The 25850-nt window shown below is 65.1% G+C and carries 27 protein-coding genes; 16 read left to right on the forward strand and 11 right to left on the reverse strand.

Going from position 1 to position 25850, the window contains the following annotated elements:
- Positions 1–29: 29 nt before the first annotated feature.
- From MCUHO_RS09810 to MCUHO_RS09845, 8 genes are all read left to right on the forward strand, one after another.
- Positions 30–272 (forward strand): thioredoxin family protein, encoded by a 243-nt coding sequence (locus tag MCUHO_RS09810; protein ID WP_067077643.1) that lies wholly within the window; start codon positions 30–32, stop codon positions 270–272.
- Between the two features lies 1 nt (position 273).
- A complete protein-coding gene (locus MCUHO_RS09815) occupies positions 274–1128 on the forward strand; it encodes a putative zinc-binding protein (protein WP_011842876.1) in 855 nt (284 codons plus the stop codon).
- Positions 1129–1271: 143 nt separating this feature from the next.
- The gene (locus tag MCUHO_RS09820; RefSeq protein WP_067077646.1) at positions 1272–2237 is read left to right on the forward strand and encodes an ABC transporter ATP-binding protein; all 966 of its coding nucleotides are present in this window, start codon (positions 1272–1274) and stop codon (positions 2235–2237) included.
- Positions 2234–2989: an ABC transporter permease gene (locus MCUHO_RS09825; RefSeq protein ID WP_011842878.1), complete on the forward strand. Its 756-nt coding sequence runs from the start codon at positions 2234–2236 to the stop codon at positions 2987–2989. Before MCUHO_RS09820 ends, MCUHO_RS09825 begins: the two co-directional genes overlap by 4 nt.
- Before the next feature lie 53 nt (positions 2990–3042).
- On the forward strand, positions 3043–3447 hold the full coding sequence (locus MCUHO_RS09830; RefSeq protein WP_067077649.1) for a DUF2703 domain-containing protein: 405 nt from the start codon (positions 3043–3045) through the stop codon (positions 3445–3447).
- A gap of 248 nt (positions 3448–3695) precedes the next feature.
- Positions 3696–4778, forward strand: coding sequence for an ABC transporter substrate-binding protein (locus tag MCUHO_RS09835; RefSeq protein ID WP_067077652.1), 1083 nt, complete (start codon positions 3696–3698; stop codon positions 4776–4778).
- 7 nt (positions 4779–4785) lie between these two features.
- Positions 4786–5427 carry a class I SAM-dependent methyltransferase gene (locus MCUHO_RS09840; RefSeq protein WP_011842881.1) on the forward strand — a complete coding sequence of 214 codons (642 nt, stop codon included), beginning with the start codon at positions 4786–4788 and terminating at the stop codon, positions 5425–5427.
- Positions 5428–5429: 2 nt separating this feature from the next.
- Positions 5430–7166, forward strand: a complete 1737-nt coding sequence (locus MCUHO_RS09845) for a radical SAM protein (RefSeq protein WP_067077655.1) — start codon at positions 5430–5432, stop codon at positions 7164–7166.
- Here the strand turns inward: MCUHO_RS09845 and MCUHO_RS09850 are convergent.
- The 3 genes from MCUHO_RS09850 to MCUHO_RS09860 all read right to left on the reverse strand — a co-directional run bounded on the left by MCUHO_RS09850 (position 7163) and on the right by MCUHO_RS09860 (position 10146).
- Entirely contained in the window at positions 7163–7996 is an 834-nt protein-coding gene (locus MCUHO_RS09850; protein WP_067077658.1) for an ABC transporter ATP-binding protein, read from the reverse strand. The genes MCUHO_RS09845 and MCUHO_RS09850 overlap by 4 nt on opposite strands.
- Entirely contained in the window at positions 7993–9180 is a 1188-nt protein-coding gene (locus MCUHO_RS09855; RefSeq protein WP_235808239.1) for a FecCD family ABC transporter permease, read from the reverse strand. The genes MCUHO_RS09850 and MCUHO_RS09855 overlap by 4 nt, the downstream gene beginning before the upstream one ends.
- A gap of 276 nt (positions 9181–9456) precedes the next feature.
- A complete protein-coding gene (locus tag MCUHO_RS09860) occupies positions 9457–10146 on the reverse strand; it encodes a nucleoside-triphosphatase (protein ID WP_067077661.1) in 690 nt (229 codons plus the stop codon).
- 227 nt (positions 10147–10373) lie between these two features.
- On the opposite strand from MCUHO_RS09860, the gene MCUHO_RS09865 reads away from it, so the two are divergent.
- The 3 genes from MCUHO_RS09865 to MCUHO_RS09875 are packed head-to-tail and all read left to right on the forward strand — an operon-like array spanning position 10374 to position 12050.
- The gene (locus MCUHO_RS09865) at positions 10374–11045 is read left to right on the forward strand and encodes a DUF5714 domain-containing protein (protein WP_067077664.1); all 672 of its coding nucleotides are present in this window, start codon (positions 10374–10376) and stop codon (positions 11043–11045) included.
- Between the two features lie 38 nt (positions 11046–11083).
- Positions 11084–11569: a peptidylprolyl isomerase gene (locus MCUHO_RS09870; RefSeq protein WP_067077667.1), complete on the forward strand. Its 486-nt coding sequence runs from the start codon at positions 11084–11086 to the stop codon at positions 11567–11569.
- Positions 11570–11579: 10 nt separating this feature from the next.
- The gene (locus tag MCUHO_RS09875; protein WP_067077669.1) at positions 11580–12050 is read left to right on the forward strand and encodes a ribonuclease III domain-containing protein; all 471 of its coding nucleotides are present in this window, start codon (positions 11580–11582) and stop codon (positions 12048–12050) included.
- On the opposite strand, the gene MCUHO_RS09880 is transcribed toward MCUHO_RS09875, so the two are convergent.
- The 4 genes from MCUHO_RS09880 to MCUHO_RS09895 form a co-directional block, all read right to left on the reverse strand.
- Positions 12034–13332 carry an L-lactate MFS transporter gene (locus tag MCUHO_RS09880; RefSeq protein ID WP_067077672.1) on the reverse strand — a complete coding sequence of 433 codons (1299 nt, stop codon included), beginning with the start codon at positions 13330–13332 and terminating at the stop codon, positions 12034–12036. The genes MCUHO_RS09875 and MCUHO_RS09880 overlap by 17 nt on opposite strands.
- A gap of 6 nt (positions 13333–13338) precedes the next feature.
- Positions 13339–15228 carry an acetate--CoA ligase gene (gene acs, locus MCUHO_RS09885; RefSeq protein ID WP_067078836.1) on the reverse strand — a complete coding sequence of 630 codons (1890 nt, stop codon included), beginning with the start codon at positions 15226–15228 and terminating at the stop codon, positions 13339–13341.
- Positions 15229–15571: 343 nt separating this feature from the next.
- Positions 15572–17596, reverse strand: a complete 2025-nt coding sequence (locus MCUHO_RS09890) for a sodium-translocating pyrophosphatase (RefSeq protein ID WP_067077684.1) — start codon at positions 17594–17596, stop codon at positions 15572–15574.
- Between the two features lie 89 nt (positions 17597–17685).
- Positions 17686–19089 (reverse strand): DNA-directed DNA polymerase II small subunit, encoded by a 1404-nt coding sequence (locus MCUHO_RS09895; protein WP_067077687.1) that lies wholly within the window; start codon positions 19087–19089, stop codon positions 17686–17688.
- Between the two features lie 114 nt (positions 19090–19203).
- Between MCUHO_RS09895 and MCUHO_RS09900 the strand changes: the two genes are divergently transcribed.
- Both MCUHO_RS09900 and cofH (MCUHO_RS09905) read left to right on the forward strand, forming a co-directional pair.
- The gene (locus MCUHO_RS09900; RefSeq protein ID WP_067077690.1) at positions 19204–19872 is read left to right on the forward strand and encodes a S24/S26 family peptidase; all 669 of its coding nucleotides are present in this window, start codon (positions 19204–19206) and stop codon (positions 19870–19872) included.
- Between the two features lie 28 nt (positions 19873–19900).
- Positions 19901–20980: a 5-amino-6-(D-ribitylamino)uracil--L-tyrosine 4-hydroxyphenyl transferase CofH gene (gene cofH, locus MCUHO_RS09905; RefSeq protein ID WP_067077693.1), complete on the forward strand. Its 1080-nt coding sequence runs from the start codon at positions 19901–19903 to the stop codon at positions 20978–20980.
- Positions 20981–20999: 19 nt separating this feature from the next.
- On the opposite strand, the gene MCUHO_RS12415 is transcribed toward cofH (MCUHO_RS09905), so the two are convergent.
- Positions 21000–21176, reverse strand: a complete 177-nt coding sequence (locus tag MCUHO_RS12415; RefSeq protein WP_084385989.1) for a DUF1805 domain-containing protein — start codon at positions 21174–21176, stop codon at positions 21000–21002.
- A 109-nt stretch (positions 21177–21285) separates the two neighbouring features.
- On the opposite strand from MCUHO_RS12415, the gene cofH (MCUHO_RS09910) reads away from it, so the two are divergent.
- Positions 21286–22386, forward strand: coding sequence for a 5-amino-6-(D-ribitylamino)uracil--L-tyrosine 4-hydroxyphenyl transferase CofH (gene cofH / locus MCUHO_RS09910; protein WP_084385990.1), 1101 nt, complete (start codon positions 21286–21288; stop codon positions 22384–22386).
- A 125-nt stretch (positions 22387–22511) separates the two neighbouring features.
- A complete protein-coding gene (locus tag MCUHO_RS12420) occupies positions 22512–22673 on the forward strand; it encodes a DUF1328 domain-containing protein (RefSeq protein ID WP_011842905.1) in 162 nt (53 codons plus the stop codon).
- Positions 22674–22810: 137 nt separating this feature from the next.
- Here the strand turns inward: MCUHO_RS12420 and MCUHO_RS09915 are convergent, their stop codons facing one another.
- From MCUHO_RS09915 to MCUHO_RS09925, 3 genes are read right to left on the reverse strand one after another with little or no spacing between them, the layout of a single operon-like run.
- On the reverse strand, positions 22811–23362 hold the full coding sequence (locus MCUHO_RS09915) for a flavodoxin family protein (RefSeq protein ID WP_067077699.1): 552 nt from the start codon (positions 23360–23362) through the stop codon (positions 22811–22813).
- A complete protein-coding gene (locus tag MCUHO_RS09920) occupies positions 23359–23814 on the reverse strand; it encodes a GIY-YIG nuclease family protein (RefSeq protein WP_067077702.1) in 456 nt (151 codons plus the stop codon). The genes MCUHO_RS09915 and MCUHO_RS09920 overlap by 4 nt, the downstream gene beginning before the upstream one ends.
- The gene (locus MCUHO_RS09925; protein WP_067077705.1) at positions 23807–24409 is read right to left on the reverse strand and encodes an MBL fold metallo-hydrolase; all 603 of its coding nucleotides are present in this window, start codon (positions 24407–24409) and stop codon (positions 23807–23809) included. The genes MCUHO_RS09920 and MCUHO_RS09925 overlap by 8 nt, the downstream gene beginning before the upstream one ends.
- A gap of 25 nt (positions 24410–24434) precedes the next feature.
- Between MCUHO_RS09925 and thiC the strand changes: the two genes are divergently transcribed.
- The gene (gene thiC, locus MCUHO_RS09930) at positions 24435–25724 is read left to right on the forward strand and encodes a phosphomethylpyrimidine synthase ThiC (protein ID WP_153020033.1); all 1290 of its coding nucleotides are present in this window, start codon (positions 24435–24437) and stop codon (positions 25722–25724) included.
- Positions 25725–25850 lie beyond the last annotated feature (126 nt).

Raw genomic sequence — 25850 nt, forward strand, 5'->3', positions numbered from 1 at the left:
CCTTTTTCCCCTGCAGTGGAGTCTGAGAGATGGTGCTGGTTGAAATCTTCGGAACCGGCTGCGCCAGGTGCAAGCGGATGAACCGGAACGTCGAGATCGCGGTCGGGGAGCTCGAGATCGATGCGGAGATCCGCAAGATCGAGAGCCTCGATGCGATGATCGAGCGGGGCGTGATGCTGACGCCGGCGCTCTACGTCGACGGCGAGGCCAAGGTCGTCGGCCACGTCCCCTGCGTCGAGGATATCAAACAGATATTGCTTGGAGAGAAGTGAGATGACGGAACAGAACACACCCCGGTGCGCCTGTGAATCCGGGATAGAGCCGGAAGGCGGAACGAAACGGATCATCTTCGCCTGCGCCGGCGCATCGAAGGCCGGACAGCTCACAAACGAGGCCGCTGTCCGGTTGACGAAGGAAGGATACGGGAAGATCGCCTGCACGGCCTCCCTCGCCGTCTCTACACCCTCGATCACGAAGAAGGTCGAGGCGGCGGACGAGGTGGTCGTCATCGACGGCTGCCCGGTCGGCTGCGCCCGCCAGATCGCTGAGAAGGCAGGCATCACGCCCGACCAGGAGATCGTGGTCACGGACCTCGGGATCGAGAAAGGCGGGGGCCTCGACCTCTCCGAAGAGGACGTCGAGACGGTCGTCTCCGCCGCCTGGGAGGGCAAAGGGAGAACGGAGGAGGAGAAGGGGCGCAGGCCGTCCGGTGGATGCGGCTGTGGTTGCGGGGGCTCGATGGATACTCTCGTCATCGAATGGCGGCATATCGGAAGAGACATCGAGAACACCTGCGAGCGGTGCGGCGCGACCGGGCGGGCGGTGATGGACGTCGTCGAGCAGATCCGCCCCATCCTCGAGGAAGAAGGCATCGCGGTCCGGGTTGTCGAGACGGTTCTCGAGAACGAGGCGATAACGGAGTCGAACAGCATCCTCTTCAACGGCGTGGCGCTCGAGATCCTCATCGAAGGCATGGAGGTTACCAGCACGCCCTGTGCCTCCTGCTCCTGCATCACCGGGCAGGACGACGTCGAGTGTCGTGCGGTCGAGTATAACGGCGAGCGTTACGAGTCGATCCCGCCGGAGCTGATCGCCCGGGCGGCGCTGAAGGCGCTCGGGCTGGAGTGATCGTGGCGGAGACGCGCTCTCCGCCTGCACACACAACGTCGAAGTTGTCCCCGAGGCCGGAATAGCGAACGGCTTGCAGCCCGGCCGATAAGATGCACCTTTAATACTCCCTCCCTCAAACATATTGTTCGGGACGGAACGCCGTGATCAAAGAGAACAGTGACGATCCGTCGGCCGGTGGGCCGAACGTAATCGAGGTCGAGAACCTCACGAAGACTTTCGGCGCCGTCACTGCCGTGGACCGCGTCTCGTTCGAGGTTCGGCGGGGCGAGATCTTCGGGTTCCTCGGGCCGAACGGCGCCGGGAAGACCACCACCACGCGGATGCTCACCGGCGTCGTCCCGATGGACGGCGGGAGCGTGAGGATCTTCGGCCACGATATCCTGAAGGAACCGGTCCAGGCGAAACAGCGGTTCGGCGTCGTGCCCGAGACCTCGAACGCCTACGTCGAGCTCACCGCGTGGCAGAACCTCATGCTGATGGGCGACCTCTACGGGCTCGACCGCGCCCACTCGGAGCGGCGCTCACGCGAACTCCTCGAAACCCTCGGTCTCTACGGGAGGAGGGACCAGAAGGTGCGGGGCTACTCGAAGGGGATGAAACAGCGGCTCGTTCTCGCCATGGCGCTCCTCCACGAGCCCGAGCTCCTCTTCCTCGACGAACCGACGAGCGGGCTCGACGTGCAGAGCACGCAGATGATCCTCGTCCTCCTGCGCGAGCTGAACACGGACGGAACCACCATCTTTCTGACCACCCACAACATGGAGGAGGCGAACCGGCTCTGTGACCGCATAGGCATCATCCGGGCCGGAAAGATCGTCGCGATCGATGCCCCCGAGAGGCTGAAGACGGCGATCGACCGCATGCACCGGCTTGAGGTGAGCTTCGACCGGCCGGTGCCCGCCGACGCCCTCGCGGGACTCGACGGCGTGGCCGAAGCGTACCGGACGGGGGATAAGTGGCGGATCGTTACGGAGGATCCGGATCTCGTCATCCGGTCGCTCGTGGCCTTCAGCGGCGATTGCAGTGCGGCGATCCTCACCTTAAATACCCTCGCCCCGTCGCTCGACGAGGTCTTCCTGCGGCTGACCGGGGAGGAGCAACCGTGAACCCGGCGGCGTACGGTGAGCAGGCGCGGCGGGCTTGGGCGATTGCGAGGAAAGACATCCGCGTCTACTACCTCAAGGGCCCGGTGCTCATCTTCGGGATCTTCATGCCGGTCTTCCTCTTCCTCGCCTTCTTCCTGGGCGGCCGGGACCTCCCGCTCGCGTTCCTCCTCTCCGGGCTCGTGGGGATGACCCTCTTCTTCACCGCGACCGCCGTCTCGCCGGCGATCTTCCCCTGGGAAGGGCAGGCAAGGACGCTCGAACGCCTTGCCGCCTGCCCCGTCACCATCGAGGCGATCGTCCTCGGGGACATGATTGCCTCCGTCCTCTTCGGGATCGGGGTCACGGCGGTCACCATTCTCCTCGCGCTCGGGCTCGGCCTGCCCCTCCTGCACGGCATCGTGCTTGGCATTGCCGTCCTCATCGCTGCATGCTGCTTCTCGGCAATCGGCGTCCTCCTTGCCGTCCCCCCGACGAACGTGCCCTCGAACATCATGATGCTCTCCACCCTCCTGAAGTTCCCGCTCGTCTTCATATCCGGCATCTTCGTCCCCCTGGAGCAGATGCCGGCGTGGGGGCTCATGCTTGCGGCCTGCTCGCCGCTCACCTACTTCACGGACGTCGTCCGCTACGCGTTTTCCGGCGCACACCACTTCCCGGTGGTGGTCGATATTGCGGCGCTCACGCTCTTTGCCCTGGTCTTCACCGCCGCCGCGATGTACCTGCACAGGCGGAGCATGCCGCGGAGGATCTGATCCGGTGCAGCGACAGGAAGATGTCCTGTCAATGTCAACAGTGGAGGTGCACCATGAAGAAGGAACTCGTCATCGAATGGAAGCACGCTGAAGGGAACATCGAAAAGACCCCTGAGGAGTTCGAGGAGACCGGGATGACGCTTGCGGCGGTCCTCGCGGAGATCCGGATGCTCCTTGAGATGGAGGGGGTCGGCGTCCGGGTGGTCGAGACGGTCCTCCCCGACGATGCCGCCGCAGAGTCGGAGTCCCTCCTCTTCAACGGGATCCCGGTCGAGCAGCTCCTCGAAGGGGTCGAGGTGACCGCGACGGCCTGTGCCTGTGCATCATGTGAATCCTGCGAGACCTGCGGGGAGGAGGAGGCGGAGTGCCGGACGCTCCGCTACAACGGCGAGGAGTACGAGGCGATCCCGCCGGAACTGATCGGTCGGGCCGCCGCAAAAGCGCTCGAGATGGAGTGAGGCGGGGCTGTCGGGCCGCCGTCGCCGGTTCCCTCTCATGCTGGGAGCCGGAGGTTTCCCGAACGCCGGAGTACACGGGGCCGGTTCCCGTAGCGGGGCGGGGGAGACTTTTTCAATCTGTTTTCAATGTATTGTACTTAACATTAACATAAAGTTAAATGACTATTTTTAATAAGGGCCGCGTTCCAACCACGATACCGTAAGCCTCCGATACCTCCCCGGAGCGTACCGGAGAGGACCGAACGGACGTGGTAGCCATTACAAGACGTTGTCATCTTCTGCTCACCCTCCTCTGCATCTGCGGGGTGCTCCTCTGCACCTCCGCCGCCTGCACGACCGTCCGGGGGACGGATTCCCCTGCGGAAAGCCGCACGATCACCGATATGGCGGGCCGGACCGTCGCCGTCCCGTCGGAGATCGAGAGCATCGCCTGCACCTCGCCGCCGTCGACGATGCTCGTCTACATGGTCGCGCCCGACCGGCTCGCGGGCTGGAACTTCGCGCCCGAAGAGGGCTACATCCCCGAGCGGTACATGGCACTCCCGGTCGTCGGGGGCTGGTTCGGGAAAGAGACCGGCAACTACGAGACCTTCATCTCGATGCACCCCGACATCGTCGTCGAGGGCTACACCACCGACGGCGGGGCGGCGCACGTCACCGTCGCGGAGCGGCAGCAGAAGATGGGTTCCATCCCGGTCGTCGCCGTCGAGGACACCACCAACGCCACCCGCTACTCGGGTCCCATCAGGTTCATGGGCGGCCTCCTCGGGGAAGAGGAGCAGGCCGAAGCGATGATCGCCTTCTACGAGGGCGTGCTCGCCACGGTGACGGAGCGGGTGGCCTCGATCCCCGACGACGAGCGGGTGGCGGTCTACTATGCCGAGGGGCCGAAAGGGCTCATGACCGACCCCTCGGGTTCGCCCCATGCCGAACTCATCGACCTCTGTGGCGGGAGGAACGTCGCCGAATGCGCGATTACGCCGGGAATGGGGATGACGGAGGTCTCGATGGAGCAGGTCATCGCCTGGAACCCGGACGTCGTTCTGGTCCACGACCCGGGATTCTACGCCACGGTCCGGACCGACCCTCTCTGGCAGGAGATCACCGCCGTGAAGACGGGCCGGGTCTACCTCATCCCGCAGACGGCTTTCTGCTGGTTCGACCGTCCGCCCGGGATCAACCGGATCGTCGGGATCCCCTGGACCGCCAAAGTCCTGTATCCGGACCTCTTCGCGGATATGGATCTCGAATCCCTCGTCCGTGAGTACCACGAGACCTTCATTCACGTATCGCTTTCCGACGACCGGATCCGGGAGATCCTGAACCCCTGAGGTCAAGATGGGATACGTACCAGGCAGATTCGACCGCGACGGGGCGGAGGATATGGACCGGATTGCAAAGACGATCTTCGCCCCGATCTATCCGGTGATTGCGCAGCAGATAATCGAGCGGTGCGGGATCTCCCGCGGCAGGTGCCTTGATATCGGCAGCGGCCCCGGCTCGCTCGGGATCGCCCTTGCGCAGGCGAGCGCGTTAGCGGTCACGCTCCTCGACTCCTCCCCGGAGATGATCGCCATTGCAGGAGGGAACGTCCGGGAGGCCGGGCTTTCGGGGCGCGTCGCGCTTCTATCGGGCGACGTCCACGAGATCCCACTTCCCGATAGGTCCGTCGATCTCGCGGTCAGCCGCGGTTCGCTCTTCTTCTGGGAGGATCTCCCCCGTGCGTTCTCCGAGATCCACCGGGTTCTCGCACCGGGCGGGACGGCCTACGTCGGGGGCGGGTTCGGTACGGCCGAACTCCGGGACACCATCGCAGCCACGATGGAGAGGGCGAACCCGGACTGGAGGAGTTTCCGGGACAGGAACCTCGGCGCGGATAACCGGGAGCGGGTCGCCGGGATCCTCGCGGCCCTCGGGTTCCGTCACCGGCTCGTCAGCGACGACTCGGGGTTCTGGGTTGTGATGGAGAAGGAGGGTTGAGCATGCGCTGCTCAATCTGCGAGAACCGCTGCGCCGTCCCGCCCGGGGGCGTCGGGCGGTGCAGGATGTATACGAACGAGGGCGAAGCGATCGTCGAGCGGTTTCCCGACCGCTACATCGCAGTCATGCCGATCGCGATCGAGACGATGCCGATCTGCCACTACCACCCCCGTGGGACGTTCCTGCAGGCGAGCGGTATCGGATGCACCTTCTCCTGCGGGGGGTGCATATCCGAGACGATCGCCTTCCACGCGGAGGCGGTCTCCGGGGCCCTCAGGCATATCCCGTCCGACGCTCTGGTCAAGCGCGCCTTAAAAGAGGGGTGCCGGGGGATAGCCTTCTGCCTCAACGACCCGACCGCCATGCACCAGACCTTCCTCCGGGTGGCCCGGGCTGCGCACGACGCCGGCCTCCTCGTTGGGTGCGCGACGAACGGCTACTACACGGAGGAGTCCCTCCGCGACCTCGCGCCCGTCGTCGACTTCGCGAACATCGGGCTGAAAGGAGCGTCGGATGCGCGTTACCGTGCGTGCGGTGCGCTCTCGGCGGAACCGGCCTTCCGGACGGTGAAGACCCTTCACGAAGCAGGCGTCCATGTCGAGGTCTCCTGCATCCACGCCCGGGGGTGCGACGACGAGATCCGGGCCGCGGCCGCCCGGGTTGCGGAGATCTCCCCCGATATCCCGTTCCTCGTCATGCGGTTCATTCCGTTCGGCGACGAACCGCCGGAGAGGGAACCGACGATTGCGGAGTCGGAGCGGATCTGCGACGATCTGCGGCGGACACTCCGCTACGTCTACCTCTTCAACTCGCCCGGGACCGGGTACCTCGATACGGCGTGCCCGTCCTGCGGGAAGACCGTCGTCCGGCGGGAGTTCTTCGGGCCGATGGGGGCGCGGACGATCGCGATCCCGCCGGATGCCCGGTGCTCCTGCGGTTGTTCTCTCCCCGTGACCGGGAGCGTCGCGGAGACGCCCTACGCCGAGCCGGGGATGATGGGCGGTTACCGGTTCACCCGGGCGCTGGAGATGGTTCACGCCGTCCTGGTCTGCCTCGGTGTCGAGTCCGATGCCGACCTCGCCCGTATCTGGGCCGGGGTCATCCGGGACGACTACATCCGGGACCTCCACGGGAAGATCCAGACAATAGACGGCTACCTTGATCTCGTCCGTGAACTCGGGGAGCGGGCCGGCCGCACCGGGGCGGCGGAGAGGCTGGCCGGCTACATCGGCGACCGGGTGGCGGCGGTCTCGTCGGCGGTCGAGGGCTGCCGCCGGCCGCGGGTCTACTACTCAATGGGGTCGCCGCTCTTTGCCCTGAACGCCGACCGGTTCGAGATGGACCTCGTGGAAGCGGCCGGCGGCGACCCCGTTAACCACGGGATCGTCCGGGCCGGAAAACCGGGCGTCAACATAACGCCGGAAGAGTTCGCCGCATTCAACCCCGAATATATCTTCATATCCGGGTTCCTCTCGGCACCCGCCTCCGATTACATCGCGGCGTGCCGGAGGATGGGGCTCTCTGCCGACGCCGTCGAACACAGCCGTGTCTACACCCTTCCGCCGGGCTGGGACTTCGGCAACCCCCGCTGGGTGCTCGGCCTCTCTGCCATCGCAGGCACCCTCCACCCGGAGCGTGCCGTCTTCGACCTTGCCGCGGAGCAGGATCGGTTCTACCGGACGTTCTACGGGACCGATGCGGCCGCGATCACGGGGAACCGGTCGTTCTACCGTCCTTAGGTGCCGTGGGGTTTTGTCCCGGCGGTATTCGCCCTTCCCCCGCCACGGCAGCCGCACGGGTTCATCGGGATGCAGACCGTCCGCCCGGCCTCCTTGATGTAGTGGACGCAGATATCGATCCCGTAGGCTTCACGGAGGTTCTCCTTCGTGATGACGTCCTCGGCCCGGCCCTGCGCGATCAGCCTGCCTTTATTGAGGATGGCGGCCGAATGCGAGATCAGGAACGCGTGGTCGGGGAAGTGGGTGCACATCAGGATGGCGATCCCGTCGGCGGCGAGCTGGTCGATAGTCGCTATCGTCTTCATCTGGTTGCCGATATCGAGATGCGACGTCGGTTCGTCGAGGATGAGCAGCGACGGCTCCTGGGCGAGGGCGCGGGCGATCATCACCATCTGCGACTCCCCGCCCGATATCTCGGAGATGGACTTCTCCCGGAGATGGGTGATCCCGATCCGCTCAAATGCCTCCTCCGCCTTCTCGTAGTCCTCTTCGCCCGGAACCGAGAAGGCCGATATATGGGGGGCTCTCCCCATGAGGACGAAATCGAGCGCCGAGAACGGGAAGACAGCCTGGTGGGCCTGGGGGACGTAACCGACCTGCCGCGCGACTTCCTCGGGCCGCATATCGGCGACCCGGCGGCCGTTGATCTCCACCTCCCCACCCTGGAGCCTGAGGATGTTTAAGATGCACTTGATCAGGGTCGATTTTCCGGTCCCGTTCCTCCCGAGGAGGGAGAGGACCTCTCCTCTCCGGAGGGAGAGGGAGATCTCTTCGAACTGTTTTGTGATGCCGTCGTACGAGAACGAGGCGTTGTTGACGTTCAGAATCATGATATCCAGCCTACCTTTTTGCGTGTTAAGAGGTATGCGAAGAATGGCGCACCGATGAGCGACGTCAGGATGCCGAGCGGGATCTCGGCTGCGGTCAGGGTTCTTGCGATATCGTCAACGATCAGGATGAAAGAAGCCCCGATAACGGCCGATACGGGGATGAGTTTCCGGAAGTCAGGGCCGACGAGCATCCTTCCTATGTGGGGGACGACGAGGCCGACCCAGCCGATGATCCCGCTGATACAGACCGCGGAGGCGGTGATGACCGTCGAGGCGATGATGAGCACCACGGTCATCCTCTTTGTGTCCACCCCGAGCGCCCGCGCCTCCTCTTCGCCGACCGCGAGGAGGTTGATTCGCCACCTGACGAGGTAAAGGCAGAGAGCGCAGAGAAGGATCGGCGGGGCGACCGCGATGACGTCGGCGTTCGAGACCGTAGAGAGGCTTCCCATCAGCCAGAAGACTATCGCGGGCAGGGTGTCGTAGGGGTCGGCGACGTATTTGGTGAGGGATATGAAGGCGGAGAAGAGTGATCCAACGATGATCCCCCCGAGGACGAGGACGAGGGTCGAGCCCTTGCCGACGGCCCGACCGATGCCGTAGGTGACGGCGACCGCGAGGATCCCGAAGAAGAAGGCGGAGACCTGGATGACCCAGGGGTTGCCGGAGAGGAGGATCCCGACGGCTGCCCCAAACCCTGCGCCGGCGGACACGCCGAGGATATCGGGCGAGACGAGGGGGTTCCTGAAGAGTCCCTGGAACGAGGCCCCGGCGATGGCGAGTCCTCCCCCGATGAGCATCGCCGCAATCAACCGCGGGAGCCTGATCCGGAAGACGACCACCTGTTCCGATGCTCCCCAGGTCTGCTCGAAGGAGGGGAGGAGGACCGGGTGACCGGAGACGGTCGAGAGCAGGGACGACGCACCGCCGAAGCATGCGTTCGCCGACCCGATGATGAGGATCCGGAAGGTCTCCACCGGGTCCATCATGTATCTCCCGAAGAAGAGGGAGAAGAAGAAGAGGGCAACCGGGAGGAGGTAGATGGCCTTCCCTGCCGGCATCAGCCGGAGAACGGCTTCGCGGATCGGCATCTCTTTCCGGGAGGCGGATCGCAGAAGATCGATCGCAACGCTCTTTTGGGGCTCCTGCCCAATCTCCATGGTCGTCTCTTCTCTGTGGGTCATCCGGCGCACCGTGCATACCGGATATGTAAGGTTTTTTATTTAATTTTATGGCAATGTAAATGACATAACCTTTACAACGGTGGTAAAAAGGTTCGGTAGACCTCGGTTCTGCTGCAATCAAAGATCGGGGTCTGAGGATCGAACGTGCGGCCCGGCGGCTATCGTTCGATGCGGTGGTGCGGGTGAGACGGTCCTGCGGCGGGTTCAGGCGTGAGAGAAAAAAGAGGCGCGGAGTGTTTTCCGGCAAGTGGCCGTTCCGGATCGGGGGGGGATCTCTCACTCCTCAGGGCCGTAGCACCGCCGGAGGATGACCGGAGTGTTCCGTGGCGCTCCGGCGGCGGTATCCGCAAAGAGCGCTGGAGCGGCGATGCGATCTCCCGGGGTCGGAGGCGCCGGAACCGGGGAGAACGCCTGTGCCTCGCGCCACTCCCAGACGGCATCCATCACGGCCTCCGCCGTCGCCATGACGCTCGCGGCTCCGACGTCCACCACGACGGCGTTCGTGATCTTCCACCGCTCTACGACCGTATCGAGCAGCCGGCGCCGGACCGTCCAGACCATCGGTGGGTGCGGATGCGCGAGCAGGTGGTCGAGCTGCTCCGCCCAGACCGCGCCCTGGAGCTCGAATCTCCCCACCTCGTCGATGACCATGAGATCCGTCTCCCGCGGGTCCGGCGGCGCGAGCGCCCGGCGGCCGAACACGAGCCCCTCGGGGCGGAAGTAGAACCGGCCGTGGGCCTCGCACCGCGGGTCGGGGTCGATCGAACAGAGTTCCTCGTGCTCGCCGGTGGCGAGGTCGACCAGGGTGAACCCCGACCTCCGCCCGTCCCGCACGTGTCCGGGGGCGATGACCCCGCGGACCCGGACGTTCAGCCCGACGATGAGCCCGAGAACCAGGTGCAGGAACGTCGTCTTGCACTGGCCCTGCCCGCCGGTGATGATGAAGACCGGTGCCCGGTGGTTCATCCGTGGACCCCTCCGCTTTTGAAGAACGGATCAGGGGCTACCGGTCTGTCCCGGTCTCCTCCGGGGAGGGAAACCCTGGAGACGTTCACTCGGGAGTACATGGGTATACATTGCGACCTCGGGTATAAAACACTTTTACTAATTTGATTTGTTAATATCGAAACATTTACCGTGTGGCTACCGCGGGGCCCGCAACCCTTATGCGAGGTCCGGTGCCTGGGGTGCCCATGAACCAGGAGAGGGCCTGTTCAGCCTGCAGGAAGAACCTCGTCCCGCGTGAGAGGGGGTCGGAACCGGCGCCGCCGGGAGAGGAGACGCTCTCGAACCTCGACCTGATCGAGCGGATCTGCCTGACGACGACCGAGACCGATCCGCTCGCGCTCGCCTGCACGATCATGCGGCACCCACAGATCAGCCTTCACGGCCCGGAGCACCACTTCCTGGTGCCGGCCGTCCTGCTTGCGGCTTACTACAACCACCGCGGGAGCCCGGAGAAGAAGGAACCGGCCCTCCGGCAGGCGAGGAAACGGGCCGAGGCCGTTCAACCGGCCTTCTGCGGCACGCACGGGACCTGCGGCGCGGCGATCGGCACCGGGATCTTCATGAGCCTCATTACGCACTCCGGCCCGCTGAAGAAGGAGGAGTGGTCGCTCTCCAACCAGATGACGGCACGGAGCCTCACGGCGATAGCCGTGAGCGGCGGGCCGCGTTGCTGCAAACGCGATTCGTGGCTCGCGATCGGCGAGGCGGTGAAGTTTCTCGCCGAGAAGTGCGGTATCCGTCTACCGGTGACGGAGCATATCGCGTGCGAGTACGCGACCGTAAGCAGCGACTGCACGGGTTACGAGTGCCCGTTTTACCCCGGTGAGGAGTCCGGCCCGCGCCCTCCATCAGTATAAGTAGCAACGATGAACAATACCATACGGAGCTAATGATTATGGCTGAGAAGAACGTCGTGCTCCACACGACCATGGGAGAGATCACGATCCGCCTCTACGACGACATGCCGGTTACCGCGGGGAACTTTGAGAAACTCGCGAAGTCCGGGTTCTACGACGGCACGATCTTTCATCGCGTGATCGCGAACTTCATGATCCAGGGCGGCGATCCCACCGGCACCGGGACGGGCGGGCCGGGCTACACCATCACCGACGAGTTCGTGAAGGGCCACTCGAACCAGCGGGGCACGATCGCGATGGCGAACACCGGACGCCCGAACTCCGGCGGCAGCCAATTCTTCATCAACCTGGTGAACAACGACTTCCTCGACTGGGACAACCCCAGGACACCGAGCGCTCATCCGGTCTTCGGTGAGGTGGTGGAGGGGCTCGACATCGTCGACAAGATCGGGAAGGTGAAGACGGGCTCCGCGGACAAGCCGAAGGTTCCCGTCCGGATCGAGAAGGCGGAAGTCCGGGAGTAATCCTTTTTTTATGCGCCATAGTGACGCCGGCCGCAGGGACCCGGGCGTGATCGAGGAGCGGATCGGCTATACCTTCAATGACCGCGCACTCCTCGAACGGGCGCTCACCCGCCTCGCCTACACCCTGGAGGCGGGCCTTCCCCCCGAGACTCACATGGACGCCCTCGCCACCCTCGGCGATGCGGTCATCAACGTGGTCGTCGTGGAGGCGGTGGTCATGGGCGGGGCGCACGACAAGGGCGCGATCACCAACAGGAAGATGAACCTGGTGAATATGACCCGGCTCCGCGGGCTCGCAGAAGACCTCGACCTCGGGAACTACGTCCGCTGGGGGAAGGGGGAGGCCGCCCAGAGGGTCTGGACATCCGGCCGGGTCCTCGCCGAGTGTCTGGAGGCGCTCGTCGGCGCCGTCTACCTGGACGGCGGGATGGAGGCGGCCGCAGGAGTGCTCCGGCGGCTCGGGCTTACGGAGAAGGCGTAACCCCTTCTTCTCTCTCCTCCCCCGGTGCCGGAACGCCGGCCGGCGGCCGCATCAGGAGCCAGGCGACGGCGAACCCCGCCGCCGCGAGGGCCGCGACCCACGGGAAGACGCCGAGATACGTCCCGGTCGCCGTCCGGATGAACCCCGCGAGCTGCGGCCCGGCGATGGCGCCTGCACCGTAGGCGAGGAAGACGACCCCGTAGCAGCGCGGGTAGTCGCACGTCCCGAAGTAGGACGCCGTCGCCGTCGGCGCGATCGCAAGCCAGCCCCCGAGGCAACCCCAGAGGACGGCGAACGCGACGATGTAGGCCGGCACGCCGGGCGCAAGCCACATCAGGACGGATGCCGCCGCGATCAGCGCAAACGTTAGCATCGCCGTCTTCTGCGCCGATATCCGGTCGGCAAGCCCACCGAACGCCGGCCGGCCCAGCCCGTTAAAGACGGCGAAGAACCCGACGAGGAGCGTCGCGAGCCCTGCATCCACCCCGGCAAGTTCGGTTCCGACCGGTTTTGCGATCGAGATCGCCATCAGCCCCGCGAGGCAGCCGACGAAGTAGCAGGCGAAGAGCCCGTAGAATGTCCCCGTCCGGAGCATCCCTCTCCGGTCGCACTCGCAGACCGGCGTCGTTCCGACCCCGGGCGCGGGCGCCGACCATCCCGCCGGCCGCCACCCCTCCGGCGGGAACCGGAGCGGCAGGGCCGAGAGGACCAGCACAGCGATCAGCGCGGCGCCGAAGATCCGGAACGTCGCCATCACCCCGTAGGCGGCGATCAGGGCACCTGCCGCGTTCGCGGTGACGAAGGCCGAGAACCCGAACCCGAGGAGAGCAAGCCCGACGGCAAGCCCCCGCCGGTCCGGGAACCACCGGGCGGCCACGGCGACCGGTGCCCCATAGGCGATCCCGACCCCTAGACCGCCGATCACGCCGTAGACGACATAGAGCGCCTCGACGGACGTCGCCGTCGAGGCGAGGAGCCACCCGAGGCCGGTGAGGAGCCCGCCGACGATCGTCACCTTCCGCGGGCCGTAGCGCTCGATGTACTTCCCAGCGAGCGGCATCGCTATCGCGAAGAAGGCGAGGAAGACCGAGAACGGGAGGAGGGCCTCCGCCGCCGTCACCTCCCGGCCGAGCGTCGCGGTGAAGTGCGCCGCGAGCGGCGCCACGAAGACGCTCCAGGAGTAGATGCTCCCGAGGCAGAGGTTGACGACGAGGCCGAGGGCGACGAGCCCCCATCGCCCCTTCTCAGCGGGCAGCCCGAAGATCGTTGGTGTATCCGGCATGACCGTCTACTCCTCGAGCGTTGAGATGTCGCCCGGGTCCATGCCGAGCTCGCGGGCTTTCAAGACCCGGCGCATGATCTTGCCGCTCCGGGTCTTGGGGAGCCTCTCCATGAACTCGATCTCGGCCGGAACCGCGACCGGCCCGAGGCTCTTTCGGACGTGCCGGGCGAGGTCGTCGGTGAGGCCGTCGCCGGGGCTCACCCCCACGCAGAGGGTGACGAATGCCTTGATGACGTTCCCTTTCAGCGGATCGGGTTTTCCGATGACCGCGGCCTCAGCCACCGCATCGTGGGAGACGAGCGCGCTCTCGACCTCGGCCGTCCCGATGTTGTGCCCGGCGACGACGATCAGGTCGTCGGCCCGGCCGATGACCATGATGTAGCCGTCCTCGTCCTTCACTGCGAGATCGCCTGCGGTGTAGCACCCCGGGATGGTGCTCCAGTAGGTGCAGTAACGCTCGTCGTTGCCGTGAACCGTCCGGAGCATCGCCGGCCAGGGCTCCCGGATCACCAGGAACCCGCCGGTTCCGGGTGGAACGGGTCTCCCCGTCCTGTCGACGACGTCCACGACGGCGCCCGGAACGGGTTTGCCGGCAAACCCCGGCTTCATCGCCTCGCCGACCATCGTGGTGATCATGTGCATCCCGGTCTCGGTCTGCCACCAGGTGTCCACGATCGGGCACCGCCCGCCGCCGATCGAGCGGTAGTACCACTCGAACGCCTCCGGGTTGAGTGGTTCGCCGACCGAGCCGAGCACCCGGAGCGTCGAGAGGTCGTACTTCGCCGGCCACTCGTCGCCGTAGCGCATGAACATCCGGATGGCCGTCGGCGCGGTGTAGAAGATCGTCACCCCGAGCTCCTGAACCAGCTTCCAGTAGGCGCCCGGATCCGGGTAGTCCGGCGTTCCTTCGGCGAGGACGACCGTCGTGCCGACCTCGAGCGGGCCGTAGACGATGTAACTGTGGCCGGTGATCCACCCGGTGTCGGCGGTGCACCAGTAGACGTCGTTTTCTTTGATATCGAAGACGTGACGGGTGGTGTAGTAGGTCCCGACCGCGTAGCCGCCGCAGGTATGCACGATGCCTTTCGGGGCACCGGTCGAACCGCTCGTGTAGAGGATGAAGAGCGGGTCCTCCGAGTCCATCGCCACCGCCGGGCAGTCGGGTGCGGCACGGGCCATCAGGTCGGCGTAGTCGACCTCCGTCCCGGGGTCGAGTTCGACGGCCGGTATCTCGCGCCGGAGGACGACGACCTTCTCGACACCCGGTGTGCGAGTGAGTGCTTCGGTCGCGAGTTCCCGGAGCGGGACGGTCTTTCCCCGGCGGTAGCCGACGTCCGCGGTGACGAGAACCTTCGCCTCGGCGTCGTTGATCCGCATCGCGAGCGCGTCCGGCCCGAACCCGCCGAAGACCACCGAGTGAACGGCTCCGATCCGGGCGCAGGCGAGCATCGCGACGACCTGCTCGGGGACGAGCGGCATGTAGATGCAGACGCGGTCGCCCTTGTTGACCCCGAGGGACTTCAGGCCGTTTGCAAACTGCATCACCTCGCGGTGCAGGGCCTCGTAGGTGAGGATCCGCGCCTCTCCGCTCTCGGCGTGCCAGACGATCGCCGGCTTATCCTTCCGGCCGCCGGCGACGTGCCGGTCCAGGCAGCTCGTGGTGATGTTCAGTTTTCCGTTGACGAACCACTTTGCGTAGGGGTAGTTCCACTCCCTGACCCTGTCCCAGGGCTCGAACCAGTCGAGCTCGCGGGCGACGTTCTCCCAGAACCCTTCGGGGTCGCGCAGGAACGTGCTGTAGGCCTGGGTGTAGTCCGGTGTCCAGGCATTCGTTCTGCACCGGGGGTCCGGGAGGTAGCGTTTCTCCTCCAGTTTCACGGCAAAAGTTTCTGCCATATCTCCAACGTCCTGCATGATTAATCATGCCGGATTCCGCCGGTCGGAACCCGTGCGGGTTCTAACTCCGTGCAGAAACGGCTGATCGTTCCGTCCGGCGGCCTCCGGCCTCCGGTTCGTGGTCGCTCTCTCATGCGTGCGGCCGCCAGCACCAGGTCGGCAGCCGCCGGGGTCGTAACCGTTCCGGGTTCCTCCTCCCGTCCGGCCGCCCTCCAGATTATACATGATCGATCATGTATAATTTTACATGATCAATAATGTAGGATCTGCAATAAATATTGCGGTGACCGCCGAAGTGGTGCAGTTGCCCTGCCCGGTGGGCGTATGAAAAAAAGGAGTCGGATTAGATGACCAGGATCAGCGGCGCGAAGACCAGCGCGACCATGGACATCAGCTTTAAGAGAATGTTGATGGCGGGGCCCGATGTGTCCTTGAAGGGGTCGCCGACGGTGTCGCCGACGACCGCTGCCTTGTGGGCGGGGGAACCCTTTCCGCCGAGGTGGCCCTGCTCGATGTACTTCTTCGCGTTGTCCCAGGCTCCGCCGGAGTTCGCCATCGTGACGGCGAGGAGGAACCCGGCCGCAAGCGAACCGACGAGCAGGCCGCCGAGCGCTTCCGTGCCGAGGACGAACCCGACGATGAGCGGCGCGGCGACGGCAAGGATGCCGGGCAGAATCATCTCGCGCAGCGCCGATTGGGTGGAGATGGCGATGCAGGAGGCGTAGTCAGGGTCGGCCTTGCCTTCCATGAGGCCGGTGATCTCCTTGAACTGGCGGCGGACCTCGTGGACGATGCTGTATGCCGCCTTCCCGACAGCCATCATCGTGATGGAGCAGAAGAGGAAGGGCAGCATCGCGCCGATCAGGACGCCGATGAAGACGTTCGGGACCGAGACGTCGATGACCGAGAGGCCGACCGCCTGGGTGTAGGCGGCGAAGAGGGCGAGCGCCGTCAGCGCCGCAGAGCCGATGGCGAACCCCTTGCCGATGGCGGCGGTGGTGTTGCCGACGGCGTCGAGGGTGTCGGTGATCTCGCGGACTTCGGGCTTCTGGTGGGACATCTCGGCGATACCGCCGGCGTTGTCGGCGACCGGGCCGTAGGCGTCGACGGAGAGGGAGATCCCGAGCGTCGCGAGCATGCCGACGGCGGCGATCGCGATACCGTAGAGTTCGGCGACCTGGTAGGAGACGAAGATCGCGACGGAGATGATCAGGACCGGCCAGACGGTGCTCTCCATCCCCTTTGCAAACCCGGTGATGATGGTGGTCGCGGCCCCGGTCTCGCTCGACTTGACGATGGCGAGGGTCGGGCTCCGGTCAAAGGAGGTGTAGAACTCGGTGATCAGGCCGATGGCGAACCCTGCGACGAGACCGGCGACGGCCGCGTAGAAGACGCCGATGTACTCCGCTCCGAGGAGCTGGGTCACGAGGAAGTAGGTGGCGGCGACCGTCACGACCATCGCGGCGAGCAAACCCTTGTTGAAGGCCAGGTGAATGGCGCTGCTCTCGGTCTTGTTCGTCCGCACAAAGAGCGAACCGATGATGGACGCGACGATACCGACCGCGGCGATCAGCAGCGGGAGGAGGATCACGTTCATGAGTTCGGCGTTCGGGAACGCCGTGGCCGCGACGGCGACACCGAGAACCATTGCCGCGATGATCGAGCCGACGTAGGATTCGTAGAGGTCGGCACCCATGCCGGCGACGTCGCCGACGTTGTCACCGACGTTGTCGGCGATGACGGCCGGGTTCCTCGGATCATCCTCGGGGATTCCCGCTTCGACCTTGCCGACGAGGTCGGCACCGACGTCAGCGGCCTTGGTGAAGATACCGCCGCCGACACGGGCGAAGAGAGCGATCGAACTTGCACCGAGACCGAACCCGGTCACGATGGTGAGGACTTCGGCTTGAGCCAGCCCCGTGAAGTTGCTGACGACCAGATAAGCGATCGAGAGCCCGAGAAGCCCGAGACCGACCACGGCCATCCCCATGACCGAACCGCTCGCGAACGAAACTTTGAACGCATCGGCGATTCCGCGCCGCGCGGCGTTCGTCGTCCGGACGTTTGCTGCCGTGGCGGTGAACATGCCGATGTAGCCGGCAGTCGCCGAGAGCGCCGCGCCGAGCACGAAGCAGGCCGCGGTAAGTGGGTTGATCCAGACGCCGAGGACGACGGCAAGCACGATGACAAATATGGCTATAGCGCGATACTGTCTGTTCAGGTAGACCATTGCTCCCTCATGAATGGCGGCAGCAATCTTCTGCATCAGGTCGGTACCTGTCCCCTCACGCCTGATACTCATATACGAGTATCCTGCGAACAGGAGAGCGAGAACGGCACCGATGGGTGCCAGATATACCAGATCCATCTCTTTGCATTCCTCCGGTTGAGTACCATATACAGAGGAATTCAACATTTTTAAATATGTGGAAAAGATCTGGTGTATCTGGTGGAAAATCAGCTGAAATCGATCACTTCGGGCTGAAGCGTCTGGAGATCGACGACAAACGCACGCGCGGGCGTGGGGTTGATGTTCATCTGTTTCTGAAACGCGGTCTGAGCCTGCCAGGTACCGGCGTTCACCCCGAGGACGCCCCGGTAACGGGTGATGCCGCAGATGTGGACGTGCCCGGTGAGAAGGATCTCGGGGAGCGGGTCGATGACGAGCCGGTCGGTCTTCATTGCGGCGATCGGTGTCCGCATCCCGTAAGGAGAGGCGAGAAGCCGGCGTTTGAGCATCTCATCCATGATCTCGCCGGGCCGCTCGTAACTCGCGCCCGGAATCAGCCCGATCATGTCGTCGATCGATCGGCCGTGATACATCAGGACCCGGACACCCTGGAGGTTCAGGAGACAGGGGTTCTCGACGAGGGTGCAGTTTTCCGGGAACTTCGCGGTGAACTCCGGCGGGATCGCCGGCTGCGGTTCGGCCATCCTGACGACGTCGTGGTTTCCCGGCGCGGCGACGATCCGGATCCGGGAGGGCAGGTCGCGGAGCATCCCCGCAAAGACGTCGTACTGCTCGTAGATGTTCTTGATCGTCAGTTCGTTCTCCTGCCCGGGATAGATCCCGATGCCGTCGACGAGGTCGCCCGCGATCAGGAGGTATGCGGCATCGGAGTCCTGGAGCCAGTCGGCGAACCGGTTCCACGCATCATCGAGGAATGTGTCGCTCCCGACATGCACGTCGGAGATGAGAATCGCTTTCCCCGGCCGGTCGCTCTTGAACGGGGCGTTGTTGATGGGGACGTCCGGGCGAAAGAGTTGCTCGGCGAAGAAGAGGCCGCCGTCGCTTGAGAGTTTTCCCTTGACCCCGAGCACCTCGTCGGGGAGGATCCGCTCCGCCTCCGCAAACGAGTCGTCCTTCCCTCTGTTGAAGAGCACCCTGATTGCCCCGGTGGGGTCTTCCACCTCGACGAGCCGGTGTCCCTTCGCGGTCGTCCGGACGTCGGCCACCATCCCGATGATGCTGCACTCTTCATCGCGGTAACGGTGGGGAGACTTCAGCAGCGCCTCGACCGGCATCGTGGTCATCCGGCTCCGGATCATCGAGGAGAGGCAGTTGTAGCGGTTTCGGAAGTAGTGGACGGCGTCCTCGTGGCCGCTGACGCTTCCTGTGGTTCCGGCGCTCCCCATGATCACCTCGAGTTCGGGGTCGACGAGGAATCGCGTCCCGTCCCGGACCTTCTTCAAGCCCGGGATATGCTCTGAGGAGACGACCAGGGTGCCGTCGGGGACCCCCGCCGCAATCCGGTCGATGAGGGAGGGATCGTCCTGTTCACGGATGTAACTCACCACGTCGGGATGAACCTGGTGTTTCAACTCGAGGAACCGGCGTACGATCTCGGCGTTGGCGAGCATGGACCCCAAGATATTCTCCCCCCGGCAATATGGGTTTATCTTTTCGCGCTCCGTTCCCGGTCCGGGCATCCGGAGAACCTATGTATATGAAGGATAGCAATCTCTTTAGAACAGATGTCGGATACCACCTGGCTGCAGCGTGCAGCATCGGCCCTTACGGCGTTCCGGGAGAGCGACCGCCCGGTCGTCTCGCTCGCCCGCGACCTCCTCTGGGTCGCCGCGGTCGTGGGGGGTATCGCCCTCGCCCTCTTCCTCTTCTCCGGAACCTGGCCGGCAGTGGTCACGATCGAGTCGGAGAGCATGGTTCCGAACATGAACGTCGGCGACCTGGTGCTCGTCGTCGACGAGGACCGGTTCGGCAGCCTGACGACCTGGGCCGAGGGACAACGAACCGGGCACGCGTCCTTCGGGAACTACGGTGACGTGATCGTCTATCGGCCGAACGGTGCCGACTCCGTCCACCCTATCATCCATCGCGCGATGACCCACGTCGATACCGCCGCCGTGGTTGAGTCGGGGCTCGGGGCCTACTACGCCGACCCGCACGGTGGCTACATCACCAAAGGCGACAACAACCCCTATACCGACCAGCCGAACCTCCGGATCGGGGGTGTCGGAGTGATCGAGCCGGTGGAGAAGGAGTGGATCGTCGGCAAAGCCCTCTTCGCGGTGCCGCTCGTCGGCTACCTGCCCCTGCACCTCGTTGAGTTCGCCGTCGTCGTCATTCTGGTCATCCTCATCCACGACTTCGTCCTTGCGCGCAAAAAAGAGAAAGACGAATAAATCCACGACTACAAGAGAGCTGTTTACGATGCCCAACTCGCTGCATACCCTGCTCGACGATACGCTTGCCGGCCACCGGCTCACGGAGGAGGAGGCCGTCACGCTCCTCTCGACGCGCGGCCGGGACGTCTGGGCGATTGCCGCCGCCGCAGACGAGCTCCGCGAGCGCAAAGTCGGTGATACCGTCACCTATGTCCGGAACCAGAACATCCACGTCACCAACATCTGCAAGAACCTCTGCGGGTTCGGGCGGCGGGCGGACGATCCGGAGGCATTCTACGACGATATCGATGCGATCCGGGAGAAGGCCCGGACGGCAGCGACACGGAACGTCACCGAGATCTGCCTCCTCTCCGGCGTCCACCCGGACTATACCCTCGACTCCTACGTCGACCTCATCTCCTGCGTGCGGGAGGAGGCCCCCGGCACGGATATCCATACGGCAAGCCCCGACGAGATCGCCTGGGCCGCGAAACAGAGCGGCGTCTCGACGAAGGAGGCGATCGAACGCCTGCGTGACGCGGGGCTCGGAACCGTGCAGGGGACCGCGGCCGAGATCCTGGTCGACGACGTCCGTCGCGTGATCTGCCCGAGCAAGTGCGATACGACAACCTGGGTTCGGATCATCAAGGAGGCGCACCGTATCGGCCTCCGCTCGACGGCGACGATCATGTACGGCTCCTCTGAGAGCGAGGCGGATCGCGCCCGGCATCTTAGCGTCCTCCGCGAGATCCAGGATGAGACCCGCGGGTTCACCGAACTGGTTCCCCTCTCCTTCCTCCACGAGAACACCGCCCTTTACCGGAACGGTCTCGCGCCCGCGGGAGCCACCGGCAGAGAAGATCTCCTCCTCTTTGCGGTCTCCCGTCTCTTCCTCGACAACTTCGACCACATCCAGATCTCCTGGGGCAAGGTCGGGACGAAGATGGCAGAGCTCGGGCTTCTCGCGGGCGGCGACGACCTCGGCGGGACGATGTTCTGCGACGACGTCAGCACGGATGCCGGCGGCGAGGGCGCCGACTACCTCGATCCGGCGGAGATGCGGCGGATCGCCGAAGATCTCGGCCGGACGCTCCGCCAGCGGACGACGACCTACGAGCTGGTATAACCTGTCCGGATAGGCCGCGTCACATCCGGTTCAGCGCCTCCCTCCCCGGCATCCCGATCTCGACGCGGCGCTGCACGGCGGGGAGGTTCGCCGCCTTCACCTCGGCGTCCATCAGGGAATCGAGGTCATCGAGGGTCGACTCTTCCGAGGCGCCGACGATCGCCGCAGGAACTCCGGCGTTCGCGAGCGCCTCGATATCTCATCCCATCGTCCGGGAACCGATACGTGTATGCACCACCACCGGGCGCGCCCGAAGGTTCTTGTCCTGACCGGGCCAGATCAACGTATCCCATACGGGGGGACGGATGAGGTGCATGACGCCGCCGCTATCAGAGGTTCTTGACGACGTGCTTGCCGGTCACCGGCTCACGGAGGAGGAGGCCGTCCGTCTCCTCTCGACCCGCGGCCGGGACGTCCTCGCCATCGCCGCCGCCGCGGACGAACTCCGCGAGCGAAGAGTCGGTGATATCGTCACCTATGTCCGGAACCAGAACATCAACGTCACCAACATCTGCGTGAACGCCTGCGGGTTCTGCGGGTTCTCGCGCAAGCCTGGCGACGCCGATGCCTTCTTTTACGGCGAGGCCGCGGTGCGGGAGAAGGCGCGGGCGGCACGCGAGCGCGGCGTCACCGAGGTCTGCACGGTGAGCGGGCTCCACCCGGAGTTCGACGCCCGGTCATACGCCGATATCTACTCCTGGATACGGGACGAGGCGCCGGGCGTCCACATCCACGCGAGCAACCCGATGGAGGTGGCGTATGCCGCAGAAAAGAGCGGCATCTCCACCCGGGAAGTCCTCGGGATGATGAGGGACGCGGGTCTCGCCACCCTCTGCGGGACGGCGGCCGAGATCCTGGTGGACAGCGTCCGTGCCGTGATCTGCCCCGACAAGATCGACACGGCGACCTGGGCGCGGATCATCAGGGAGGCGCACGGTCTCGGGATCCGGTCGACGGCGACGATCATGTACGGCCACTCCGAGAACGAGGCGGATCGCGCCCGGCATCTTGGCGTCCTCCGCGAGATCCAGGACGAGACTCACGGGTTCACGGAGTTCGTACCCCTCTCGTTCATCCACAGAAACACCCCCCTCTACCGGGCGGGGCAGGCCCGGCCCGGAGCGGCCGGGAGAGAAGACCTCCTGATGCTTGCGGTCGCCCGACTCTTCCTCGACAACTTCGATCACATCCAGGCCTCATGGGTGAAGGTCGGGACGAAGATGGCGCAGATGGGGCTTCTTTCGGGCGCGGACGACCTTGGAGGGACACTCTTTGAAGAGAGTATATCCCGGGAGGCGGGCGCCCGGGATACCGACTACCTGGATCCGGCCGAGATGCAGCGGATGGCCGGGGATCTCGGCCGGGTACTCCGGCAGCGGACGACGACCTATACCCGTCTTGGCTGATCACCGGGAAGAGCCGGATCGATTCGCCGGCTCATCCAAACAATATCCGGAAAAATATAAATACGCCCGGATAGATTGTGGCTCCTCAACGCCGGCCGGGTGCTGGCGGTTGGGAGGAGAACACTATGCTTGGTGGTGGCCTTGTAGGTCTTGCAATCCTCTTCTTCGTGCTGGCACTTATCTTCGCCATACTCGGAGCACGAGGCGTTGCAGGAATGTCAATGTCGGTCGCGAAGTGGCTGGTTATCATCTTCATTGTCCTCGCGATCATATCGCTGCTGCTCTGACTGCAGCCGGGCGGGAGGAGATGGCGGGCGGCAAACACCCCGCCCTTCCCTGAGACACCCCGCTCGCGAGGGCCGAGGGTCGGGAGCGCGGCTCTGATAGGCGACCGACCGCCGGAGAGGTGTGGGGGTTCGGGTTCTCAGTCCTCGGGCTGAAGGTACCTGACGATCGTATCCGCGACCGTCCTGGCCTTCTTCATCGCCCGTTCGTCTTTATGAATATCTCCCGGCGCGTAGCCTTTCCCGCAGACGTAGCCGAGATACGAGAACTCGTGGGTGTTTAAGAACCCCTCCACGGTCTCGAGCGCGCGCTCGCATCCCCGGTCGGCGCAGACGGCGACGGCGACGGCTCTCCTCCCCGAAAGCCTCCGGTCGTGGTAGAGCGAGTAGGTCCGGTCGATCAGGTTCTTCGTCTGGCCGTTGATGTCGTAGTAGTAGGTCGGGGCACCGAGGACGAGCACCTCGCAGTCGACCATCTTCTGCGCAACGAGGCCCCAGTCGTCATCCTCCGTCACGCACCACTTCGCGTCCTTGCAGGCTTCGCACCCGGTGCAGGGCCGGATATCCATATCGGCGAGTGAGAGATACTCGGTCTCGATGCCTGCCTCCCGCACCCGATCAAGGATGGTGGTGACGAGAGTCGCGGTATTGCCGTTTTTACGCATGCTTCCGGAGATACCGAGAACGTTCATACCCTATGCTGGTTCCCCTCGTTCTTGATTCTTGTGATCCGGGCATCGAGACCGAGACCCCGGAATGCTGCGGCGACCTCGGGAACCGGGTCGCCGGGACGGTAAAAGAGGTGGGAGGGGCAGGCGCAGTCGCTGCACCCGAACCCCGGGACGGAGGATCCGGCGACGGCACGGGCGAGATCGCACTCGCAGTCCCGGTCGGTGGCGGCGGTGACGACGGCGGCGGGGAAGAAGTGCGGGTCGAGGAGGAGGTAGTCGATGTGCCACCGGGGCGGGCGGTCGCGGCGGAGGGCGAGCCGCAGGTGCCGCAAAACCCGGGCAAGGCCGCCGCTCCCCCGGGCGGATCCCACGTAGACGTGGCTGCCGCGGGGAAACTCCCGCTCCCCGAGAGCGCCGACCCGGACGATGCAATTGTTGTTCTCAAGGATGAGGGCGTAGACACCTTTATCCATAGAACCGGAGCGCCTCCCGGGCGGCCGCGATATGCCGCCCGCCGCCCCGGGCGACAGGCTCGCCGTGGCCGGGGTAGAGCCCCTCGACATCGAGGGCGCCGAGGCGCTCGATGGATGCCGCAAGCGCCGTCCGATCGCCGCCCGGGAAGTCGTAACGCCCGAAGGATCCGCCGGTGAAGACGGTGTCCCCGGAGAAGAGCAGTTTTTCAGCCTCGGCGTAGAGGCAGATCCCGCCCGCGGTGTGGCCGGGGGTGTGGATGACGCGGAGGTTCCCTACCCGGTCGCCGTCATGGAGAAGAACGTCGGCAACGATCCCGGGCGAGCGGGCCCCGAAGACCATCGAGAGGCTCCGGGCGTCGTCGGCGAGGCCGGGCGCGTCCGCCTCATGGATGCAGACGGCCGCATCGCCGCAGAGCCGCGCGATCTCTTTGATGTGGGCGATATGGTCGTAGTGGGCGTGGGTGATGACGATCGTATCGATCGCGGCGGCATAGGGCTGCACCGCCATCGGGAGAACGCCCGCGTCGATAAGGACGTTTTCGTAAACGAACGAATTGGCGTAGGTCGCATCGCTCGCGATCCACCGGACTGGCATGCAGACTAATATGGCTTCCGGGCAAATGGTTCTTATGCATACCCTGATCTCCGCGTGCCTGCGCGGGGTTCCCCCCGAGGTGGAGACGATCGCCCGGGAAGAGGATCTCCCGCCCCACGCCGCCGCCCGGGCCGTCGCCCGCGGCCGGATCGTCATCCCGGCAAACCCCATAAGACCGCACCGACTCTGCGCCATCGGGGAGGGCTGCAGGGTACGGGTCAACGTGAACGTCGGGACGTCGGGAACCCGGTGCGACGAGGATCTCGAGGTCGAGAAGGCGAAGGCGGCCCTCCGGGAGGGTGCGGACGCGTTGATGGACCTCTCGACCGGCGGCGATCTCGTCCGCATCCGGCAGAAGATCCTGAAACTCGATGCGCCGGTCGGCACCGTCCCCGTCTACGAGGCGGTCAGGCGGGCGGGGAGCGCGGCGGACGTCGACGCCGATCTCCTCTTCAAGGTCATCCGGGAGCACTGCCGGCAGGGCGTGGACTTCCTGACGCTGCACTGCGGCGTGAACCGCGACGCCCTCGCGTCGCTCAAGGCCGACCCCCGGACGATGGGCGTCGTCAGCAGGGGCGGGGCGTTCCACGTGGCGATGATGGCCGCGACGGGCGAGGAGAATCCCCTCTATGCCGAGTATGACTACCTCCTCGAGGTCCTCGCCGAACACGACGTCGTCGTGAGCCTCGGCGACGGGATGCGGCCGGGCGCGCTCGTGGACGCCGGCCGCCTCGCGAAGTCGACGGAGTACCTGACGCTCGGCCATCTCGCGAAGCGGGCGCTCGCCGCCGGGGTGCAGCGGATGATCGAGGGGCCGGGGCACATCCCGGCCGACCAGGTCGGCTACAACGTCCGGATGATCAAGGAACTGACCGACGGCGCTCCGCTCTACCTGCTCGGCCCGCTCGTCACCGACGTGGCGCCGGGCTACGACCACGTCGTGGGGGCGATCGGGGGCGCGATCGCCTGCATGAACGGCGCCGACTTCCTCTGCATGGTCTCGCCGGCCGAGCACCTGGCGCTGCCGGACGTTCGCGACATCGTGGAAGGGACGCGGGTGGCGAAGATCGCGGCGCACGTCGGGAGCCTCTCCCGCGCCGCCGCACACACGAAGAACCGCGAGATCCGGATGGCGGAGGCGCGGCGGGCGCTCGACTGGGAGAAACAGTTCGAGGCGGCGCTCGCTCCCGAGGAGGCGCGGCGTATCCACGAGCGCGACGGCGAGATCGAGACCTGCTCGATGTGCGGCGACCTCTGCGCCGTAAAGATGGTGCGGGATATCCTCCCGGTACCGGAAGAACGGATGGAGCCGTGAAAGGTTCTCCTGGATACTCTTCTCCACTTCCTTTATATTTTCCGAATGCTCGAACTCCGCTCGGCGCTGCTGGCCGAACGTCGTGCTCGAAAACGCTTCGCGTTTTCTCAAACTCCGGACGTCCCA

Origin of the sequence: Methanoculleus horonobensis, from assembly GCF_001602375.1 — an archaeon.
Lineage (GTDB): Archaea > Halobacteriota > Methanomicrobia > Methanomicrobiales > Methanoculleaceae > Methanoculleus > Methanoculleus horonobensis.

Excerpts from the sequence above, each read along its gene's own strand:
- MCUHO_RS09810 (WP_067077643.1), top strand. The coding sequence starts at position 30 with ATGGTGCTGGTTGAAATCTTCGGAACCGGCTGCGCCAGGTGCAAGCGG.
- MCUHO_RS09815 (WP_011842876.1), top strand. The coding sequence starts at position 274 with ATGACGGAACAGAACACACCCCGGTGCGCCTGTGAATCCGGGATAGAG.
- MCUHO_RS09830 (WP_067077649.1), top strand. The coding sequence starts at position 3,043 with ATGAAGAAGGAACTCGTCATCGAATGGAAGCACGCTGAAGGGAACATC.
- MCUHO_RS09840 (WP_011842881.1), top strand. The coding sequence starts at position 4,786 with ATGGGATACGTACCAGGCAGATTCGACCGCGACGGGGCGGAGGATATG.
- MCUHO_RS09845 (WP_067077655.1), top strand. The coding sequence starts at position 5,430 with ATGCGCTGCTCAATCTGCGAGAACCGCTGCGCCGTCCCGCCCGGGGGC.
- MCUHO_RS09850 (WP_067077658.1), bottom strand. The coding sequence starts at position 7,996 with ATGATTCTGAACGTCAACAACGCCTCGTTCTCGTACGACGGCATCACA.
- MCUHO_RS09855 (WP_235808239.1), bottom strand. The coding sequence starts at position 9,180 with ATGACCCACAGAGAAGAGACGACCATGGAGATTGGGCAGGAGCCCCAA.
- MCUHO_RS09860 (WP_067077661.1), bottom strand. The coding sequence starts at position 10,146 with ATGAACCACCGGGCACCGGTCTTCATCATCACCGGCGGGCAGGGCCAG.
- MCUHO_RS09865 (WP_067077664.1), top strand. The coding sequence starts at position 10,374 with ATGAACCAGGAGAGGGCCTGTTCAGCCTGCAGGAAGAACCTCGTCCCG.
- MCUHO_RS09870 (WP_067077667.1), top strand. The coding sequence starts at position 11,084 with ATGGCTGAGAAGAACGTCGTGCTCCACACGACCATGGGAGAGATCACG.
- MCUHO_RS09875 (WP_067077669.1), top strand. The coding sequence starts at position 11,580 with ATGCGCCATAGTGACGCCGGCCGCAGGGACCCGGGCGTGATCGAGGAG.
- MCUHO_RS09880 (WP_067077672.1), bottom strand. The coding sequence starts at position 13,332 with ATGCCGGATACACCAACGATCTTCGGGCTGCCCGCTGAGAAGGGGCGA.
- acs (WP_067078836.1), bottom strand. The coding sequence starts at position 15,228 with ATGGCAGAAACTTTTGCCGTGAAACTGGAGGAGAAACGCTACCTCCCG.
- MCUHO_RS09890 (WP_067077684.1), bottom strand. The coding sequence starts at position 17,596 with ATGGATCTGGTATATCTGGCACCCATCGGTGCCGTTCTCGCTCTCCTG.
- MCUHO_RS09895 (WP_067077687.1), bottom strand. The coding sequence starts at position 19,089 with ATGCTCGCCAACGCCGAGATCGTACGCCGGTTCCTCGAGTTGAAACAC.
- MCUHO_RS09900 (WP_067077690.1), top strand. The coding sequence starts at position 19,204 with ATGTCGGATACCACCTGGCTGCAGCGTGCAGCATCGGCCCTTACGGCG.
- cofH (WP_067077693.1), top strand. The coding sequence starts at position 19,901 with ATGCCCAACTCGCTGCATACCCTGCTCGACGATACGCTTGCCGGCCAC.
- cofH (WP_084385990.1), top strand. The coding sequence starts at position 21,286 with ATGAGGTGCATGACGCCGCCGCTATCAGAGGTTCTTGACGACGTGCTT.
- MCUHO_RS12420 (WP_011842905.1), top strand. The coding sequence starts at position 22,512 with ATGCTTGGTGGTGGCCTTGTAGGTCTTGCAATCCTCTTCTTCGTGCTG.
- MCUHO_RS09915 (WP_067077699.1), bottom strand. The coding sequence starts at position 23,362 with ATGAACGTTCTCGGTATCTCCGGAAGCATGCGTAAAAACGGCAATACC.
- MCUHO_RS09920 (WP_067077702.1), bottom strand. The coding sequence starts at position 23,814 with ATGGATAAAGGTGTCTACGCCCTCATCCTTGAGAACAACAATTGCATC.
- MCUHO_RS09925 (WP_067077705.1), bottom strand. The coding sequence starts at position 24,409 with ATGCCAGTCCGGTGGATCGCGAGCGATGCGACCTACGCCAATTCGTTC.
- thiC (WP_153020033.1), top strand. The coding sequence starts at position 24,435 with ATGGTTCTTATGCATACCCTGATCTCCGCGTGCCTGCGCGGGGTTCCC.